We start from the raw sequence: 17,420 nt of genomic DNA on the forward strand, positions 1-17,420 counted from the left end.
AAAAGTTTAATACCTGTACCCGTAGGTGAGGGGTGAAATATATATATCCGGTGAAGGTCTGGCAAGAGGATACTTGAACAATCCTTCTTTGATAGGTGAAAAATTTATTTTCAATCCTTTTGCGAAAGATATGGGCAAATTCCCGGCCGTATGTACAGGACGGGAGATATGGGAAAATATCTGCCCGATGGAAGCATAGTGTTTTATGGAAGGTCCGACAATCAGATAAAAATCCGGGGTTACAGGATTGAACCCGGGGAAATAGAAGCTCAGCTCTTAAAATTTGAAAAAGTTAAAGAAGCCTTTGTCATGGCAAAGGAGGACGAAAACAGGGATAAATATATCCTGGCGTATATTGTGTGCGATGAAACGGTGGAGGAAAAGGAGCTTAGGGAGTTTTTGTCAGAACGTCTTCCCCATTACATGATACCATCCTACTTCGTAATGATTGAAAAAATGCCTCTTAACTCGAATGGCAAGGTTGACGTAAGGTCACTTCCGGAGCCAAACCCGGTAAAAGGACGAAATTATGAAGCTCCCTCAGACCCAATAGAAGAGAAGCTTGCGGGGATTTGGAAAGATATATTGAATCTGCAAGAAGTAGGAGTTAACGACAATTTCTTTGAACTGGGAGGCCACTCGCTGAAGGCTACGGTTTTGGCAAACAGAATTTACAAGGAATTTAATGTAAAGATGCCCCTAAGAGAAATATTCGCATCTCCTACCATAAAGGGCATTGCAAAATACATAAGGGATTCGAAAAACAGTATTTATTCTTCAATAGAACCAGTGAAAAAGGATAAGTACTATGAAATATCCTCTGCCCAAAGAAGGATGTTTGTGTTAAGCAGGCTTGAGGGAACCGGCATTGCATATAATCTGCCGGGGGTGGTTCAGATATATGGAAACCTCTCTAGGGAACGTTTTGAAGAGGCCTTTAATGAATTGGTAAGACGGCATGAATCACTGCGAACAACCTTTGAGTTTCAAAATGAAAAACCGGTTCAGGTTGTCCATGAAAATGTAAAGCTTCATATAGAGTACGAAGAAGCGGACGAGAGAAGCATAGAATCAATGATAAAAGAGTTTGTTCGGCCGTTTGACCTTGGAGTTGCCCCGCTTTTGAGAGTCAAGCTTGTAAAACTACCCGAGAATGATGAAAGCAAGGAGGACAGGCATATTTTAATGTATGATATGCATCATATCATATCCGACGGGGTATCAAGAAAAATTATGATAGATGAATTTGTCAGCTTGTATGAGGGAAAAGAACTTAAGCCTCTAAGATTGCAATATAAGGATTTTGCAGCTTGGCAGAACAGATTGTTTGAGTCCGAAGAGATTAAAAAACAGGAAAATTATTGGAAGAAAAAGTTTGAAGGAAATATTCCGGTGCTCAACATGCCCACTGATTTTGAAAGACCCGGTATCAAAACCTTTAGCGGAAGCAATATAAGCTTTTGGGCAGGAAGTGAGTTGACATCGAAGTTAAAGGAGCTTTCCGGAAGGACTGGCACGACCCTCTATATGGTGCTTCTTACCGCATATAAGGTTCTTCTTTCCAGATATTCGGGCCAGGAAGATTTGATAGTGGGTTCGCCCATAGCCGGAAGACCTCACGCAGATTTGGAAAATATTATGGGAATGTTTGTAAACATGATTGCAATAAGGAGTTTTCCGGTGGGAAGCAAGACTTTTGCAGAATTTTTGAATGAGGTAAAAGAAGACTGCCTTATGGCTTATGAAAACCAGGACTACCAATATGAAGAACTGGTAGAGGCATTGGGGGCAAGAAGGGACATGAGCAGAAACCCATTGTTCGATGCATCCTTTACCTTGCAGAATCTGGATATAGAGGAGATAGAGACAGAGGAACTTAAATTTAAGCGCTATCCCTTTGAAAATACGGTGGCAAAATTTGATTTGACACTGTGGTGTGCTGAGGCAAACGAAGATATAGAATTCATTTTGGAATACTGCACTGCACTTTTTGAAAAGAAGACAGCCCAAAGGCTGGGAGAAGACTATTTGAAGATTCTTAAAAGCATTGTTGCAGATGAAAACATAAGACTTAAGGATATTGAACTGGAGGGAAGGTATGTTAGAAGAGACAAAGTCTTGGTAGAGGATATACAGTTCAATTTCTAACATAGTATCGCTTGACGGTATATGACTTGTTTACGCTAATTAGAAATTTGGGGGGTATGGTGATGAAAATTGACAGGTATTCTAAAAATATTTTAATGTCCGCAGGGGAGTTTGAGACGGAAAGGAAATATTGGACAGAAAGGCTTCAAGGGGAAGCGGTATCGTCAGGTTTGCCCCTGAGCTTTGCCCGGACTAAAAGTGAGCAGCCTAAAAAAGCTCTAAAGAGCATTGAATTTCCTCATGAGACTTCCAAAAAGTTTATTTCCATGAGCGGAAATTCACCTTATGCACTGTATATGATACTGTTGTCCTGTGTAAACTGCCTAATTTACAGATATACGGGAATTGAAGATATAATTGTAGGAATGCCGGAATTTAAGCAGCAGGGGAGTGAGAATGTAGAAACCCGAAACATTCTTCCTTTGAGGGTTCATATAAAAAATCAAGAGACTTTCAAGGAATTGCTGATGGATGTCAAGGATGCCGTAAAATACTCAGACGAAAATAAAAACCTTCCGATGGAGATTATAGAGGAGCTTTTGCACTATGACCCTAATGATATTTCTCCTTTGTTCAAAACGGTAGTAATGCTGGAAGGAATACAGGATAAGGCTTGTGTGGAAGAAAGAGAATACGATATGCTGTTTTGCTTTTCCTCAGAGCAAGAATCGATAAGGCTTGAACTAAGTTATAGAGAGGATTTGTTTAGGGAGCAGTTTGCCGCTCAGACAATGGTCCACCTTGTCAATATTGCTGCTAATTTAGCTTTAAGTCCCGATAGTGTGATTTCACAAATGGAGATTCTTTGCGATGAGGAAAGAAAAAGAATTCTGTATGATTTCAACGACACCCGAAAAGCGTACAGTGACAGAAAGACAATTCATAAAATGTTTGAGGAACAGGTTGAGAAAACTCCGGACAATACGGCAGTAATATTCGGAAACAGGGAAATTACATATAGAGAGTTGAATTCAAGGTCCAACAAGCTTGCATCATTGCTAAGAGACAGAGGGGTAAAAACGGGGACGTTTACAGCCGTCTTGATGGAGCGCTCTATGGAAATGATAACGGCAGTAATGGGAATAATTAAGGCGGGAGGAGCTTATGTACCTTTTGAGCCTTCGTTCCCCAAGATGCGTATTCAGAAAATTCTTGCGGATCTCAACATTAATTGCATTGTTACCCAGAGTACATTTCTAAACATGGTAAGGGAAATGCAGTGGAGCCTTCCATGTCTTACTGATGTTGTGTGTATGGATGTAGAGGATGAAGAGATTCCCATGGAGCAAATTGACCAAAAGGTAGTTTCGGAATTCTGGGATCATATTTCCGATGAATCTGTAGATGACGTAACAGCCGGAGGATTTATAAGCAGCTATACGGGAAAACCTTTTTCAAAAGAAGAAGTTGATCAATACAAGAATAGGGTAATTTCGCTTATAAGTCCTTTGCTTGACAAAGAGAAAAAAGTTTTGGAAATAGGCTGCGGCTCAGGAACCGTAATGTTTTCTGTCGCTCCTTTGGTAAAAGAGTATACCGGCATTGACCCTTCCGAGGCAACCTTGGAGAAAAACAAAGAGCGCATAGCTTCAATGAATATCGGCAACATCAGGATTTTAAAGGGATTTGCCCATGAAGTGGATGCTTTATGCCAGGATTCCTATGATGTTGTAATTATTGCCAGCACCGTTCAGTTCTTTCCGGGATATGTATATCTCGAAAGGACAATAGAAAAGGCGTTGAAGCTGCTTAGACCGGGTGGAACTCTTTTTGTGGCGGATGTTATGGATGCGGAAAGAAAAGAGGAATTTAGAAGGTCGCTGGAGGAGTTTCGGAGCAAAAACAGGGATAACAAGGAAATAAGAACCAAAACCGACGTTGATGGAGAGCTTTATATTGATAAACAGTTCTTCTGTGAATTGGAAAATAAAATACCGGAAATTGAAGAAGTAAAGGTACAGCATAGAGAGGATGAATTTGATAACGAACTTGCGTACCGCTATGATGTTTTGATTGAAAAAGGTCATGCGGAAAAAGAAGAGTATTTATCCAGGCTATCCAAGAGAAGAAATGACTGGACTCTTTGGCACATTTCCAAGTACTCCGGAGAGAATCTTGACATAGAGATAGATTCAAAAGAGCTGGCCTATGTCATATATACTTCCGGTTCCACAGGAGTGCCCAAGGGTGTTGCCGTGTCCCACAGACCGGTTATAAACCTTATTGAGTGGGTTAATCGTACCTTTAGAATTGATTCTAAAGACAGGCTGCTTTTCGTAACCTCTTTGTGTTTTGACTTGTCGGTGTATGACATTTTTGGAATTTTGGCATCGGGAGGCTCAATACGTGTGGCATCAAGAAGTGAATTGAGAAATCCCGAAGCCCTTTTGGATATTCTCCATAATGAGCCTATAACTTTCTGGGATTCTGCGCCTGCGGCGCTAAATCAGCTTGTACCGTATTTTAATGCAGAAAAAGGCCGATTTGCTTCCTTGAGGTTGGTGTTCTTAAGCGGCGACTGGATACCTGTGACATTGCCGGACAAAATAAGGGAAGTTTTCCCCAGAGCGGAGGTTATAAGCCTTGGAGGGGCAACGGAGGCAACGGTGTGGTCAAATTATTACCCCATAGGGGAAGTGGATCCGTTGTGGGCAAGCATACCTTATGGTAAACCCATTCAGAATGCATTTTATTATATTCTTGATTCCAATCTAAATCCTTGTCCTATCGGGGTTATTGGGGATTTGTACATTGGCGGAGAATGCCTTGCCACAGGATATATCAATGATGAAAAGTTGACGAAAGAAAAATTTATTCCCGATCCCTTTAATAAGAGTGTGGACGGACGCATGTATAAAACCGGAGACACTGCAAGATGGTTTGAGGACGGCAATATGGAGTTCATGGGAAGAAAGGACTTCCAGGTAAAGATTCGGGGCTACAGGATAGAGCTTGGGGAAATTGAAAGCCACCTTATAAAGTACGAAGCCGTTAAGGATGCAGTAGTCGTGGTGAGAAAAGATGATGGCGACAATTATATATGTGCCTATTATGTTTCAGACAGGGAGCTTACGGTGTCCGAGCTTAGGGAATACCTTCTTAAGGAGCTGCCGTCCTATATGATACCTTCATACTTTGTACGTCTTTCCCATATGCCTGTTACGGACAACGGAAAGCTGGACAGGAAAGCATTGCCGAAGCCTCAGGAGAATGTAAACACCGGAACGGAATATGAGGCACCAAGAAATGACGTTGAAAGAAAGCTTGTGGAAATCTATAAAGAAGTACTTGGTGTTGAAAGGATAGGAATAAGGGATGATTTCTTTGACCTTGGGGGCGATTCCATAAAAGCGATACAGGTAACATCTGCGGCTGAGCAGCAGGGGATTAATATTTCCGTATCGGATGTGCTTAAATATAAAACCATAATGGAAATTGTAGAAAACGTGGATTATTCAAAGAAGAAGGAAACAGCATCCCAGACAGAGGTTGAGGGAGAAGTACCGCTTACTCCTGTGCAGAAATGGTTTTTCGAAGAAGAACGGGGCTACGCCCACTACTGGAACCAGACAAATCTCTTTGCATTGGATAAAAATGTGGATTTAAAGCTTTTGGAAGATGTGTTTAAAAAGGTAATCGAACACCACGACGCCCTGAGGATGGGATATAGTTTTAAGGGTGAAGAGGTGGTGCAGTATAACAGAAAGGTAAGTGAGACAGATTTCAGACTTGAGGTTATTGATCTGTTGTCATATGATTATGAGGTTCAAAAGCAGAAGATAAAAGAATTGAGCGTAAAAATACAGGAAAGTCTTGATCTGGAGAAGGACCTTCTTATCCGTGCATATGTGTTTGATTTAGGTGAAAACGGCAAAAGGCTTTTAATCCCTGTGCACCATCTTGTGATAGACGGAGTTTCATGGAGAATCCTCATAGAAGATATAGAAAGACTGTACAGGTCCAAAATGGAAGAGTCTCTGCCTTTGAAAACCACTTCCTTTAAAGAGTGGAGTGAAAAGCTTTACGATTATGCTGCTAACGGACCTGTAGACATAGAATATTGGGAAAGCATTGACAGTACCAAAATAAAATCTGTTGCCAACAGAAGAGTGGATGATAATTATTTGAAAGACCATAAAAAGATTAACTTCACATTGTCTAAAGAGAATACCAAAAAGCTTTTAACTGAAACCAATAAAGCTTACGGCACAGAGATTAATGACATTTTGCTGTCAGCCCTTACCCTTTCTTTGGGAGAAGGTTTTGGTCTTGATAATGTGCTACTTATGCTGGAGAGCTACGGCAGGGAGGAAATAATTGAGGGTGTAAATCTATCAAGAACTGTGGGATGGTTTACTGCCATGTATCCGGTATGTCTTGAAAGAAAGAATGGAATAGAGGATACCATTGCCCAGGTAAAGCAAAATCTTGGCAAGATTTCATCGAAAGGTATTAATTTCGGTGTTGCCAGATATATAAGCAAAAATGAGAAATTAAAAGTTTTAGAGCCTGAAATTTCTTTCAACTATTTGGGACAATTCGATAATCCCGGCGAAAAGGACAGTCTTTTGAAAGCTCAACTGAAGATTTCGGAAGGAGTATCCATGAAAATAACAGGCATGGTTATCTGATAGACGTAACCGGCATGACTGTAGATGGGAAGCTTCAGTTCCTTATCGGATACAACGAAAAGTATGTGGATGAAGAGGCAGTGCAAAAAACGGCACAATGCTTTGAAAAGACCCTTGTTGAATTGGTGGAGTACGCCGAAAAGAAGCTTGCAAATGCCATTCGAGTAAAAAATCCGGCTCTTTATCAGATAAACCGGCCAGATGCAAAGGAGCTTAAAGTAGTACTTCACAACGATATAGTCACCTATTTGTGCCACTCTCTGGCGATATGTATCATATTGGCGGATGAAAGGATTCATCCTTGGTACTATGAACATTATGTCAAGCTTTATACCGAGATGCAGTCAAGCGGCATGCTGATCATGGATTTTCTTGAGCTTCGAGCGCCGTACAATGAGGTGATTCAAGAGGTCTACATGGGTTATGAATTGTTAAAGGATGTAAAGGACATTGTAGACTATATAATTGATAAGATAAATCTGGGTTACTATGTCATAGTAAATGTTGACGAGTATTATCTTCCGGCAAAAAAAGCCTATAAAACCAAGCATTATGTTCACCACTCCCTTATTTACGGTTATGACAATTCGAAGAGGGAGCTTAAGGCAATCGGATTTAATGCGGAGCAAATGTTTGCAAAAATGACCTTTGACTATGATATGTACCGGGAGGCTTTTGAAAGTGGAAAGATGTATTACAAGGATTCGGCGCCTTGGGCTGAAACCAATGCCATCGAACTTTTGAGGCTTAGGGACTTTATACAGGAATATCCCTTCAGCCTTGAGAAGTTTACCAATAGGTTGCAGGATTATGTAGACTCCAAAGAGGACCTTCAGGTAATTTATGCCCAGAGATTTGACCAATATTTTTTGGGCAAAGAACAACTGAAATTCGGCATGGATGTTTATGACGAAGTAATCCGTCACCTTGAGAATCTTAAAAAAGGCGTTGTAACTGTCGATTATAGAGCGCTTCATCTTATGTATGAGCACAAGAAGTCTATACATAAAAGATTGGAGTTTATTTCGTCGAGGTTTGACATGCCTCTGAGATTTAAAGAACTCGTAGAAGAGTATCGCAATGTAATGGATACGGTTGATTCGGCAAGACGTCTTATGTTAAAGCATACCATCGGAAGCGGTGAAGGCTATAACCTGTTACCGGACAAAGAGGTCATTGATGAAATATCTAATATTTTAAAGCAGGTAAAAGTTATGGAAAAGCAGGTTCTCACAGAAATATGCGATAATCTGCGGGAGGTATATAATGCGATCGGATAATAAATTGTGTGTAAAACTTATTCATTGCGGCAATAAAAATATCGCAAACCCTGCGGATAATGCCCAGAAAAACGTGTTTTTCATGCCTATAGGTTTCTGTGCATTAGGATATGAGCTAAAGAAAAATGGATTTGATGTAGAGATAATCCATTCAGACCTTATTGACAGGAATGGAATACTTGACACAATCGATTTTAGCAATGTGGATGCTGTGGGCTTTGATTGCCACTGGGCCAATCAAAGCCTTGCAGTAATAGAAACTGCCGAATATATAAAAAAAGTGAATCCCGATATATTTGTATTCCTCGGGGGATACACAGCCAGCCTCTTTGCGGAGGAAATAGTGCGGGAATACCCGCAGGTAAATGCTGTTATAAGAGGGGATGGAGAGGTGCCCATAGTGGAGCTGTGTAACGCCCTTTATGAAAACAAAGCTTTCCCAACTCCTAATTTCGGACTTCTTTGGAAACTTCTTAAAAAGGTTCAAAACCTGGTTTGGAAAGACCCGGAAGGCAATGTAAAATCCAATGAATTTTCGTATATCGGAACACGGGATATAATTGACAACATGAATTTTGCAGCACTGGATCTTCTAAAGGATTGGAAGCAATACCAAATGCTCTGCAAATTCTGGACAAGGTTTGACGAGATAAACTCAGGTCCGTTGTTTTTCCTTTGCGTAGGAAGGGGTTGCCAGTATGCTTGTCTGTTTTGCGGAGGCAACTGTGAAGCCCAAAGAAGGATGAACAATAGAAATTCTGTTGCAATAAGGTCCGTAGATTCGGTTCTAAAAACTGTAAAAGATGCTGTATCTAAGGGTTTTACCACAATGTATACATGTTTTGAGTTTGAAGGAAGTGAAGAATGGTATATTGAGCTTTTAAAAAGGATAAAGCAGGAAGGACTTGACATAAACTTTATTTACGGCTCCTGGAGACTTCCTTCAAAAGAGCTTGTGGATGCCTTTTCGGAATGCTGCAGACAAGTTATGATGGAAATATCGCCGGAAACTGGGGATGAAGAGCTTAGGAGAATAAACAAGGATGTCCGCCTTTACTATTCCAATGAGGAACTGGAAGAATGTTTGGAGTATATAAGAGCAAAAAAGAACATTAAAATACAGCTTTATTACGGATATTTCCTTGTAAAGGATACGGAGCAAACCATAGAAAATACTCTTAAGTATATAATGAAACTGGCCATAAGGTTTTCCGATTTTGTTGAACAGGAATATTTCAATTTTTCCACGGATCCCGGTTCGTTGATATTTTTATACCCTGAAAAGTATGATATTGAAATGGGAGTTCGTAGCTTCAGAGACTATATTGAGTATATAAAAGAAAACTATATTAATAAAAAGGAGAGCTCTGCTGATCTTAGGGTGTTTAATCCTAAGAATATGTCCCTTGAGACTGTAGGGGAGATAGATAGAAAAATAAGGCTGTTAAATTATCTGTTTAGCACATATAGAGGAACAGTTTCAACTATACTTAAAAAGACACACAATCCCGATATTATAGTGAGCCTCCTAAAAGACAACAACTTGTTGGACAGTACCAAGAGCAAGATTTTGCCTGAGGAATTCAAAGAATTGCTGATAAACGCATGCAATAAGAGCAATTGTCTTGATACGGAGCTTATTAGAATGATAAGCATTGAATGTGAAAAGCAAAAGACGGAATACAAAGCATCAAAACCTGCACCGCAGATATGGCTTGATGAGGTGTCTCACAGTCTTGATGAAAGCGATGCGGTTAGGGCGATGATGGAGTTTATTAATAATGAGAGCAAAATTTCAAAAGAAGATAAAGAAGATATGGATTTTGATTTCGATTTGTCTGTTTTGTGAGAGGATTAAAGTACATATATATCAGTTTGTATGATATGTTTATAATATCTATTAAAAGCATATAGTTATATATTTTGAATAAAAATCATGAGTATTCTGCATTAAATAATGGAATATTACATGGTTTTTCTTTTTTTATTACAGGTAAGTGATAAAATAATAAAAAAGAAAACGATACGGAAAAAATATGTAGGGGGAGTAGGGGATGACAGTCAGAAAGATAAAAGTATTTGTTGTTTTAATAATTTTGACAGCAATATACTCAACAGGACTGGCAAGTTCAAACGGCATGAAAGTAAAAATAAACGATGTGGACGTCAGATTTAACATATATCCCCGTATTGCAGATGACAAGCTGCTAATTCCGGTAAGAGAGCTTTTTGAGTTTTTCGGATATAAAGTTATCTGGAACGGTACCGACAGAACTGCTTTGTGTACCAAAGACGGCAAAGAAGTATTGTTTGATGTTGACAAAGGTGAAATTCGATTTGACGGCAGAAGTGAAGTATTGGATTCTCCTTTTCCCATAATTGAAGGAAGAATTTTTACACCGCCAAGAATAATTGAACAGACTCTGGACGTGAAGGTTCAGTGGCATGAAGATGAATCTACAGTTTATTTTTGGGACGAGGAAAATGCGGATATATCTGTTTCGGGAAGTGAAAATATTGTTGCAGTAGGAGAGAATATAATTGTAAACATAACCAGAAGATATAGAATAGAGAAGGTAAATGAGATTATTGCCGAGGCAGACAGATTGTATCTTGACAATAATCTTGTCCGGGCTGTCGATAAATATGAGGAAGTGCTAAAACACATTCCAGTACTGAAAATCCCGAAGAATACGGACATGTTATGATTAATCTCGGAAGTACCTATCTTGAACTTTCAAAGATATTGGACAAAGAGGAGAATATCGGTAAAGCAATTCTGATATTTGAAGAAGTTCTTAAAAAGATTCCTAAAGAGCAATATCCTTCTATTGATGCTTATGCCCATATAGGCTGGGAGATGCTATATGAATCTTTCCATGATACGGGATATGAAAAACAATTCTTTGAAATCCCTTGCGGAATATGATGAAGCCTTAAAGTTCATTAATAAGGAGGATTACCCCTATCATTACGCAGGGATTTGTCATTCAAAGGGAGTGGCTTTTATATGCTTGGCGCAGACTGAGCAAATGGAGGAAAATATTGAAAAAGCCTTTAGGTCTTATGAAGAGGCCTTGAGCATATACCGGGAAGAGGATTATCCAAAGGAATTTGCAAAAGTTAAAATCAATCAGGCTCTGGCCTATACATATCATTTCAGAATGAGAGGAGAGAATGATGATTTAGAGAAAGGAATTGATGCATATAATGCCTGTCTTAAATACGTTTCGAAAGACGAGGATCCGTTAGGTTACGCGAAAACACTGAGTAACCTTGGAATCTTATACATTCAAAACTTCATGGTAAAACCTACAAAGGAGAATCTGAATAAAACTGTAAGTACGATAGAAGAGGCATTGAAGATTTATACAATGGATAAATACCCTTTACTTTATGCTGCAAATCAAAACAATCTGGGTTTTGTATATTTAGTGTCTCCATACAACGAAGATAGGGAGAAAAACCTATACAGAGGACTTGAAGCTTTAAACAATGCATTAAAAGTATATACCGCAGGTGATTATCCGTACTATTACGGTATAGCTCATATAAACAAAGGGCGAGTATATACTTACTTGTCTGATTTTAAAGACAGTGAGGAGAACTGCCGGGAGGCCATAAGACATTTTGAGGAAGCATTAAAGGTTTTCACCGCAGACAGATATCCGTTTTATTATGCCGAGGCGTGTACCCACATGGCTCTGGCCTATAAGAAGTTGTCCAATTATGACGATCTCAAAGGAAATACTCTTAAGTCCATAGAGAGATATAACGAGGCTTTGAATTTTTACACCCTCGAAAGTTATCCGGTTTACTTTGCTTCAATTTTGCAAAGCCTTGGGAGTTCATACATTCAATTATCCTATGTTGAGAATTCAAAGGAAAACATATATAGGGCTATCAGAGCTTATGAAAATGCCTTCAAGGTATATACCGAGGAGAGCTTCCCTTATTATTATTCGGATACTCTTATATATATGGGGGATGCATACGAGTATCTGTCGACCATAGAAAATACAGTCGAAAACAGTCTGGAGTCCATAAGATATTACCAAAAAGCCCTGGATTATTCCATTGAACAGGGAATAAATCTAAGAACGTCATGGCTATATCTTAGGATGGCGAAAAGTTATGTCCATATGGCTTGGGCAAAGGACAGAAAGGAAAATATCAAAAAGGCCTTGGAAGCCTGTAATAAGGCTTTAGAAATAGAAGACACGAAAAATAATGCTACAGCCTATGGGAATGCAAATTTTGTGTTGGCACAGATTCATTTAATTCTTTCGGATTTTGAAGAAAAGGAAGAAAACCTTGTCAAAGCATTGAATGCCTCTGATGAAAGTCTAAAGATTTTTGGAGTTAATGACGGTAAAACCCGTGTTGAGATTTTAAGAATCAAAGGAGATATTTACTGTAAATTGGCTGAGGTGAAAGACAGCGAAGAGAATCTTCAAAAGGCACTGGATATCTATGATGAGGCATTGAATATTTTTAAACTGAGAGGAGAGCGTTTTCCTGAAATATATGCAAGCATTTATTGCAGCAGGAGTGAAGCCTTAAACAGACTTGCCCATATAAAGGACAGGGAAAAATATATTGGGGAGGCTTTACTGTCCTGTAAAGAAGCTATGGAAATTTATACTGTTGATGCTTATCCTTTAGGCTATGCAAGGGCATGGCATATCATGGGAGACATATACATGAACCTTGGAAGTATAAGAGACAGAAATGAGAACTTAAGATTGGCTAGAGAAAGCTATGACAAGGCTCTTAAGGTATATACAATGGAAAAGAATCCGCAGTTCTACAAGGAGATAACAGAAAAGAAAAGTATTATATATAATGAAAAATAATATTTCCAAGATTCAAAAGAATAAGATACAAAAGGCAATACATACATAATATCACAAGCATAAGGATGTGACGGGTATTCAATTAACAAAAGATTAAGGGTTTAGGGGAGGTAAAAATGGATAAAGCTTTTTTAAGTATTAGGGATATTCTGGATATTATATTCAGAATCACCAACAAGAATGCAAATATTCTTGCCGACTGTTACCTTATAAAGGACTCTTCCATTATCTCGAAATGGAAGAATAACAGGGCAAAACCCAAGAGCGAAGATTTAATGAAGATCGTCGACTTTACGTATGGAGAATCTACAGCAACGCAGCGCAAGATGATCAGAAATGAGATTGAGATTTTAATTTACAACTCTTCTTTGAATAATGAGATTAAGGAGTCATTGCTGCATATCGTAGAATTTAAGGAGTTTTTGATAGAAGTTTTAAATGTGTCGTCATCCTCTCTTGGAAGAATTTCCAAACAAAAAAACTTAATCGTTCAGCCTTCAGATGAGGACGAATTTGATAAGGCATCCGTTTCCGAGCCGATTACAGCATTTCACAATTTTGTGGAGGGCAATTACTCCGGGGTGGTGGAGTTTAACCTGGTTTTATCAAAAAGTGGAGAGAATGGTTCAAAAGGAACATTAAATGGCGTGGTGAACTATAAGAATAATATCAGTGAGAACATAAAAAGCAGAGTGGGAAATCTTAGAAAGCAGCTTAAATCTAAAAGTATACTGGGTACAATTATAATTATTGTTATTACCGGTTTTATGGCTGCTCAGGCTGCAAGCGGCAATCAAAACGCAAAAGCTGCCGTATCTTCGAAAAATCCTTCTGAGGTTTTGCAGAACATATCAAGTACCGATTCCGGCAACCCTAACAATTTACCGGACACTTCGGCTCAAGCAAACATATATGAAGATAAGTTTGAAGAAATGTCTGATAAAGCTGAAGTTGATGCCGGCGTTGAACATGGTAGAGCTGAAAGCAATGGGGATTTAGCTAAACCAAATATCGAAGCGGAAATTGATACAAAAAGTGATGCTCAAACTGATGCAGCAAGTTATCCAACAGCAAGCACAACGGCAACTGCCGGTGAAGCAACCGATTCAACTGCAGATAAAGTAACCAATACTTCTGACAATGCAACAATAAATAATAGTGTCGTTATTGAAGGAGATAACAATATATTGGGGCAAGGAAGCAATATTTATATACATATCGGGGATTAATTAGAACGGTTGTAAAAACTGGGAGGATTTATTTATGAAGAGAAAAACTCTGGTATTGTTCTCTATTGCAGTAATACTGGTAACGGCTTTTTCAGAAATTACTAATGTGAAGTCTTTTGCTGAAAGTAGTGACAAAACCCGAAAAATAACGTTGAATCTGAGTGATAACGGAAGGATATCGGAAGTTCGTCAAGTCATAATTAATAATGTTGTTTATATTCAGTTAAGACCCATTCTTGAAGCACTTGGATGGATAATTGAGTGGAACCCGGTTACAAAAGATATTATATGTAAAAACGGAATGAGGAATTTAGTTTTCAATTCAGGCAATGGAACGGTTTTTATTGACGGCGAATATGTAATTTTGGATAACCCATTGGTGATTTTAGACGGAGCTGCTTATTTACCCGGAAGTTTTATTGCCCGGCAATTTGGGACCCAAATAAGCTGGGACGGAAGCAGTAACCTTATAATTACAACGGGTTATGATGATGAAAAAATATCGGTAAAAGGCGAAAAAAATATTGTTATTGCCGGAAATGGAATTATTGTAAACATATTCGAACCCTATAGTATTTTTACCGTTTACGATATGGTGAGTTATGCAGACGGTCTTCTTGCAAGAAACAGAGCAGAAAGTGCCGTTATAAAGTATAAGGAAATACTTGGTAATCTTTCTGCTGATGATTTCCCGGAAATATATGTTCATGTGTTGAGCAATTTGGGCAATGCGTACAGCCTGCTTGCAGAGAAAAAAGATGTTAAAATGAACCTGCTTCTTGCCAAAGATATGTATGAAAAGGCCTATCAGTTTTTCAAAACCCGAAACATCAAAGAGAATTATGGCTCTTTTCTACTCAATTTCGGAAATGCCTGTAGAATTTTATATGAGATTAGTGGTGACAGAGGTTATTTGGTACGGGCTGTAGACTTATATAATGAGGCTTGGGATTATTGTTCTTCTAACGGATATTCGCCCGACAGCGGTTGATTCAGTATAATCTTGGTTTGGTATACAGGGAACTTAAAATGAAAAATTCGGCCCATTCCTGCTTATTACAAGCTGCTGATCTATTCATAAAGGCTCTTGATGCATATGCCTTGGAAGCTAATCCTTCTTTTTATGCCTATATTCAGTATAATTTAGGAAATGTTTATCTATTGCTTTCGGAGAGCGAGGATACATATATTAAGAAGTCTAAAGCGGCCTATGAAGAAGCATTAGAGGTCTGGATTCCGGAAATCCATCCGTTGAACTACGCCAGAGTCCACAGAAGTATGGGCGATGTCTACAACAAGATGTACCGGATGGACGAAAATGAGGATAATTTGAAATTCGCTTTGGCAGAATATAATGAGGCTTTGAAGTTTTTTACTATAAAAACTTATCCATTGGACTATGCTAAAACAAATACCGAGCTTGGAAATACGTATTTAATGTTGGCACAAGAGGAGAAAGACGGAAAGTGGACTGAAGATTGTGAAAGGGCATATCGGCAGGCCTTGGAGATTTTTAATTCAACTGATTATCCTGTATATTACAAGTATCTGGCTGGAAAGCTTTATGAGACAGAAGATGTTGAAATCTTGTACTGATAATGGTAAAATAATTATGTGTAATTATTTTTGCCGATCATATATGTATAAACGCAATATTTCTTTTGATATTGTCAAACTCTCTTTATTGTATAAATTGTGGTTGTATTTGCTCTTAACATTTCCACATTTTTAGCAAAATATTAATTTTTTTAAATTATTTTTAAGGGGGTTTGGAAAATGTCAAAAGGAAAAATTTCATTTCTTCTCGTCGTTTTCTTGCTTATGACTGCTCTTTTACCAACGGTAGTATCGGCTGAGGCATCGGAAGAAACTTGGATAAAGTTTGCACCTAGAAGTGAAGATGTCTCGATTTCTGTAAAACCGGATGACACAGGAGAGTATGTTGCTACTGTAAAGATTATGTTCCCAAGCTCCGGTTACAGAGTTAACTATGAGGATGCTGTAGAAGTTGTGACAGGCCTTTTACCGGACGGTACAAAGAAAGTATCTATTATAGGTCAGGCTGATATCGAGGCATGGACAGGCGGTTCTCTAACAGTTATGACTGAGAAAACTCTAACATACCATTTGGGTAAGCTCGATAGGGGTGTTTACCTTTTTACCTTTAGAAGCTACAACTTTAGTAAGACATGTGAGTTTGAAGTTACTGAAGATTATGTGGATTGGATTCTCAAAGATGATCAAGTATCAATTTCCGCAGAACCGAACAGGAATGGAGAGTATATAGTTAGTGTCAAGCTCACTCTTCCCCATCCATGTTTTATGGTAGATTATCATGAAATCTATCCGATAGTTCCTCCTGACGGTTCGGAGAAATTTCCGTTTCTGGGAGGGGCTACTGTCAAGGAGTGGACAGGGCCTGCACCACGAGTAATAACCGAGAAGGTTCTTAGGTATAATGTGGGTAAGCTTAAACCTGGAATATATTATTTTGAGTTCTTTGCCAACGACTATAAACAATTATTCAAATTTGAAGTACCCGAAGATAAGTATATAATCTACGATGGTCTAAATGACAAAAATGTATCAATTTCTGCAGAACCGAACAAAAATGGAGAGTATGTAGTTAATGTCAAGCTTACTCTTCCCCATTCAGGCTTTAGAGTAAGTTATGATGACACCGTGTCGATTCCGGAAATAGATCCTCCTGACGGCTCGGAGAAATCTCCGTTTTTAGGAGGAGCTATTGTTGAGGAGTGGACAGGGCCTGCTCTTCAAGTAATAACCGAGAAAGTTCTTAGTTACAATTTGGGTAAACTTAAACCGGGAGTATATTATTTTGTGTTCTTTGCAAACAATTATAAGCAATTATACAAGTTTGAAGTAGCCCAAAATGTACGCATATGCTACGGTGATCTGAATGATGACGGTAAAGTTAACTCAACAGATTTTAGTTTAATTAAAAGATGTATTCTTGAGAGAATATATGATGATAGAGCAGACGTAAATGCAGATGGGAATGTGAATTCAACCGATGTGGTAGTATTTAAAAGATATATATTCAGAATGATTGATACTCTTCCATTTAACAGCGATAGTGAGTATGTGATACATTAAGCGGAGTAAAATTTTAATCTGTGAAAGGTATTTAATAGTAAGCTTTAAAGAGGATGGTGAATAATTTGCCATCCTATTTTTGTGTGTTAAACCTATGTTTTTTTATTGCTATGATATAATATAATAAATTATGGATGAATTTTAGGTATCAGTGTCTTT

12 protein-coding genes are annotated in these 17,420 nt (G+C 38.5%); all 12 read left to right on the forward strand.

Annotated features, from left to right (window positions below; translation table 11 throughout):
• The first annotated feature begins 25 nt into the window (after positions 1-25).
• The 12 genes from JCM21531_RS20780 (at position 26) to JCM21531_RS05485 (ending at position 17,261) form a co-directional block, all read left to right on the forward strand.
• The gene (locus JCM21531_RS20780) at positions 26-199 is read left to right on the forward strand and encodes a hypothetical protein (RefSeq protein ID WP_243467272.1); all 174 of its coding nucleotides are present in this window, start codon (positions 26-28) and stop codon (positions 197-199) included.
• On the forward strand, positions 169-2,148 hold the full coding sequence (locus JCM21531_RS05435; RefSeq protein ID WP_243467273.1) for a condensation domain-containing protein: 1,980 nt from the start codon (positions 169-171) through the stop codon (positions 2,146-2,148). The genes JCM21531_RS20780 and JCM21531_RS05435 overlap by 31 nt, the downstream gene beginning before the upstream one ends.
• 56 nt (positions 2,149-2,204) lie before the next feature.
• On the forward strand, positions 2,205-6,779 hold the full coding sequence (locus JCM21531_RS17620) for a non-ribosomal peptide synthetase (RefSeq protein ID WP_243467274.1): 4,575 nt from the start codon (positions 2,205-2,207) through the stop codon (positions 6,777-6,779).
• A gap of 14 nt (positions 6,780-6,793) precedes the next feature.
• Positions 6,794-8,059, forward strand: coding sequence for a hypothetical protein (locus tag JCM21531_RS20785; protein WP_038288055.1), 1,266 nt, complete (start codon positions 6,794-6,796; stop codon positions 8,057-8,059).
• A complete protein-coding gene (locus tag JCM21531_RS05450) occupies positions 8,046-9,908 on the forward strand; it encodes a B12-binding domain-containing radical SAM protein (protein WP_038288058.1) in 1,863 nt (620 codons plus the stop codon). The genes JCM21531_RS20785 and JCM21531_RS05450 overlap by 14 nt, the downstream gene beginning before the upstream one ends.
• A 205-nt stretch (positions 9,909-10,113) precedes the next feature.
• Positions 10,114-10,767, forward strand: coding sequence for a copper amine oxidase N-terminal domain-containing protein (locus tag JCM21531_RS05455; protein ID WP_038288061.1), 654 nt, complete (start codon positions 10,114-10,116; stop codon positions 10,765-10,767).
• A complete protein-coding gene (locus tag JCM21531_RS05460; protein WP_038288064.1) occupies positions 10,764-10,988 on the forward strand; it encodes a hypothetical protein in 225 nt (74 codons plus the stop codon). Before JCM21531_RS05455 ends, JCM21531_RS05460 begins: the two co-directional genes overlap by 4 nt.
• Positions 10,951-12,915: a tetratricopeptide repeat protein gene (locus JCM21531_RS05465; protein ID WP_038288066.1), complete on the forward strand. Its 1,965-nt coding sequence runs from the start codon at positions 10,951-10,953 to the stop codon at positions 12,913-12,915. The genes JCM21531_RS05460 and JCM21531_RS05465 overlap by 38 nt, the downstream gene beginning before the upstream one ends.
• A 116-nt stretch (positions 12,916-13,031) precedes the next feature.
• Positions 13,032-14,144: a hypothetical protein gene (locus tag JCM21531_RS05470; RefSeq protein WP_038288069.1), complete on the forward strand. Its 1,113-nt coding sequence runs from the start codon at positions 13,032-13,034 to the stop codon at positions 14,142-14,144.
• Positions 14,145-14,178: 34 nt separating this feature from the next.
• Entirely contained in the window at positions 14,179-15,135 is a 957-nt protein-coding gene (locus JCM21531_RS05475) for a copper amine oxidase N-terminal domain-containing protein (protein ID WP_038288072.1), read from the forward strand.
• Between the two features lie 38 nt (positions 15,136-15,173).
• Positions 15,174-15,740: a hypothetical protein gene (locus JCM21531_RS05480; RefSeq protein WP_131464395.1), complete on the forward strand. Its 567-nt coding sequence runs from the start codon at positions 15,174-15,176 to the stop codon at positions 15,738-15,740.
• A gap of 180 nt (positions 15,741-15,920) precedes the next feature.
• Entirely contained in the window at positions 15,921-17,261 is a 1,341-nt protein-coding gene (locus JCM21531_RS05485; protein WP_038288079.1) for a dockerin type I repeat-containing protein, read from the forward strand.
• Positions 17,262-17,420 lie beyond the last annotated feature (159 nt).

Origin of the sequence: Acetivibrio straminisolvens JCM 21531, assembly GCF_000521465.1 — a bacterium.
In the GTDB taxonomy this organism is placed as follows: domain Bacteria; phylum Bacillota; class Clostridia; order Acetivibrionales; family Acetivibrionaceae; genus Hungateiclostridium; species Hungateiclostridium straminisolvens.

Coding starts and splice junctions, on each gene's coding strand:
- JCM21531_RS05435 (WP_243467273.1), top strand. CDS start 169: ATGGGAAAATATCTGCCCGATGGAAGCATAGTGTTTTATGGAAGGTCC.
- JCM21531_RS17620 (WP_243467274.1), top strand. CDS start 2,205: ATGGTGATGAAAATTGACAGGTATTCTAAAAATATTTTAATGTCCGCA.
- JCM21531_RS20785 (WP_038288055.1), top strand. CDS start 6,794: ATGACTGTAGATGGGAAGCTTCAGTTCCTTATCGGATACAACGAAAAG.
- JCM21531_RS05450 (WP_038288058.1), top strand. CDS start 8,046: ATGCGATCGGATAATAAATTGTGTGTAAAACTTATTCATTGCGGCAAT.
- JCM21531_RS05455 (WP_038288061.1), top strand. CDS start 10,114: ATGACAGTCAGAAAGATAAAAGTATTTGTTGTTTTAATAATTTTGACA.
- JCM21531_RS05460 (WP_038288064.1), top strand. CDS start 10,764: ATGATTAATCTCGGAAGTACCTATCTTGAACTTTCAAAGATATTGGAC.
- JCM21531_RS05465 (WP_038288066.1), top strand. CDS start 10,951: ATGAAAAACAATTCTTTGAAATCCCTTGCGGAATATGATGAAGCCTTA.
- JCM21531_RS05470 (WP_038288069.1), top strand. CDS start 13,032: ATGGATAAAGCTTTTTTAAGTATTAGGGATATTCTGGATATTATATTC.
- JCM21531_RS05475 (WP_038288072.1), top strand. CDS start 14,179: ATGAAGAGAAAAACTCTGGTATTGTTCTCTATTGCAGTAATACTGGTA.
- JCM21531_RS05480 (WP_131464395.1), top strand. CDS start 15,174: ATGAAAAATTCGGCCCATTCCTGCTTATTACAAGCTGCTGATCTATTC.
- JCM21531_RS05485 (WP_038288079.1), top strand. CDS start 15,921: ATGTCAAAAGGAAAAATTTCATTTCTTCTCGTCGTTTTCTTGCTTATG.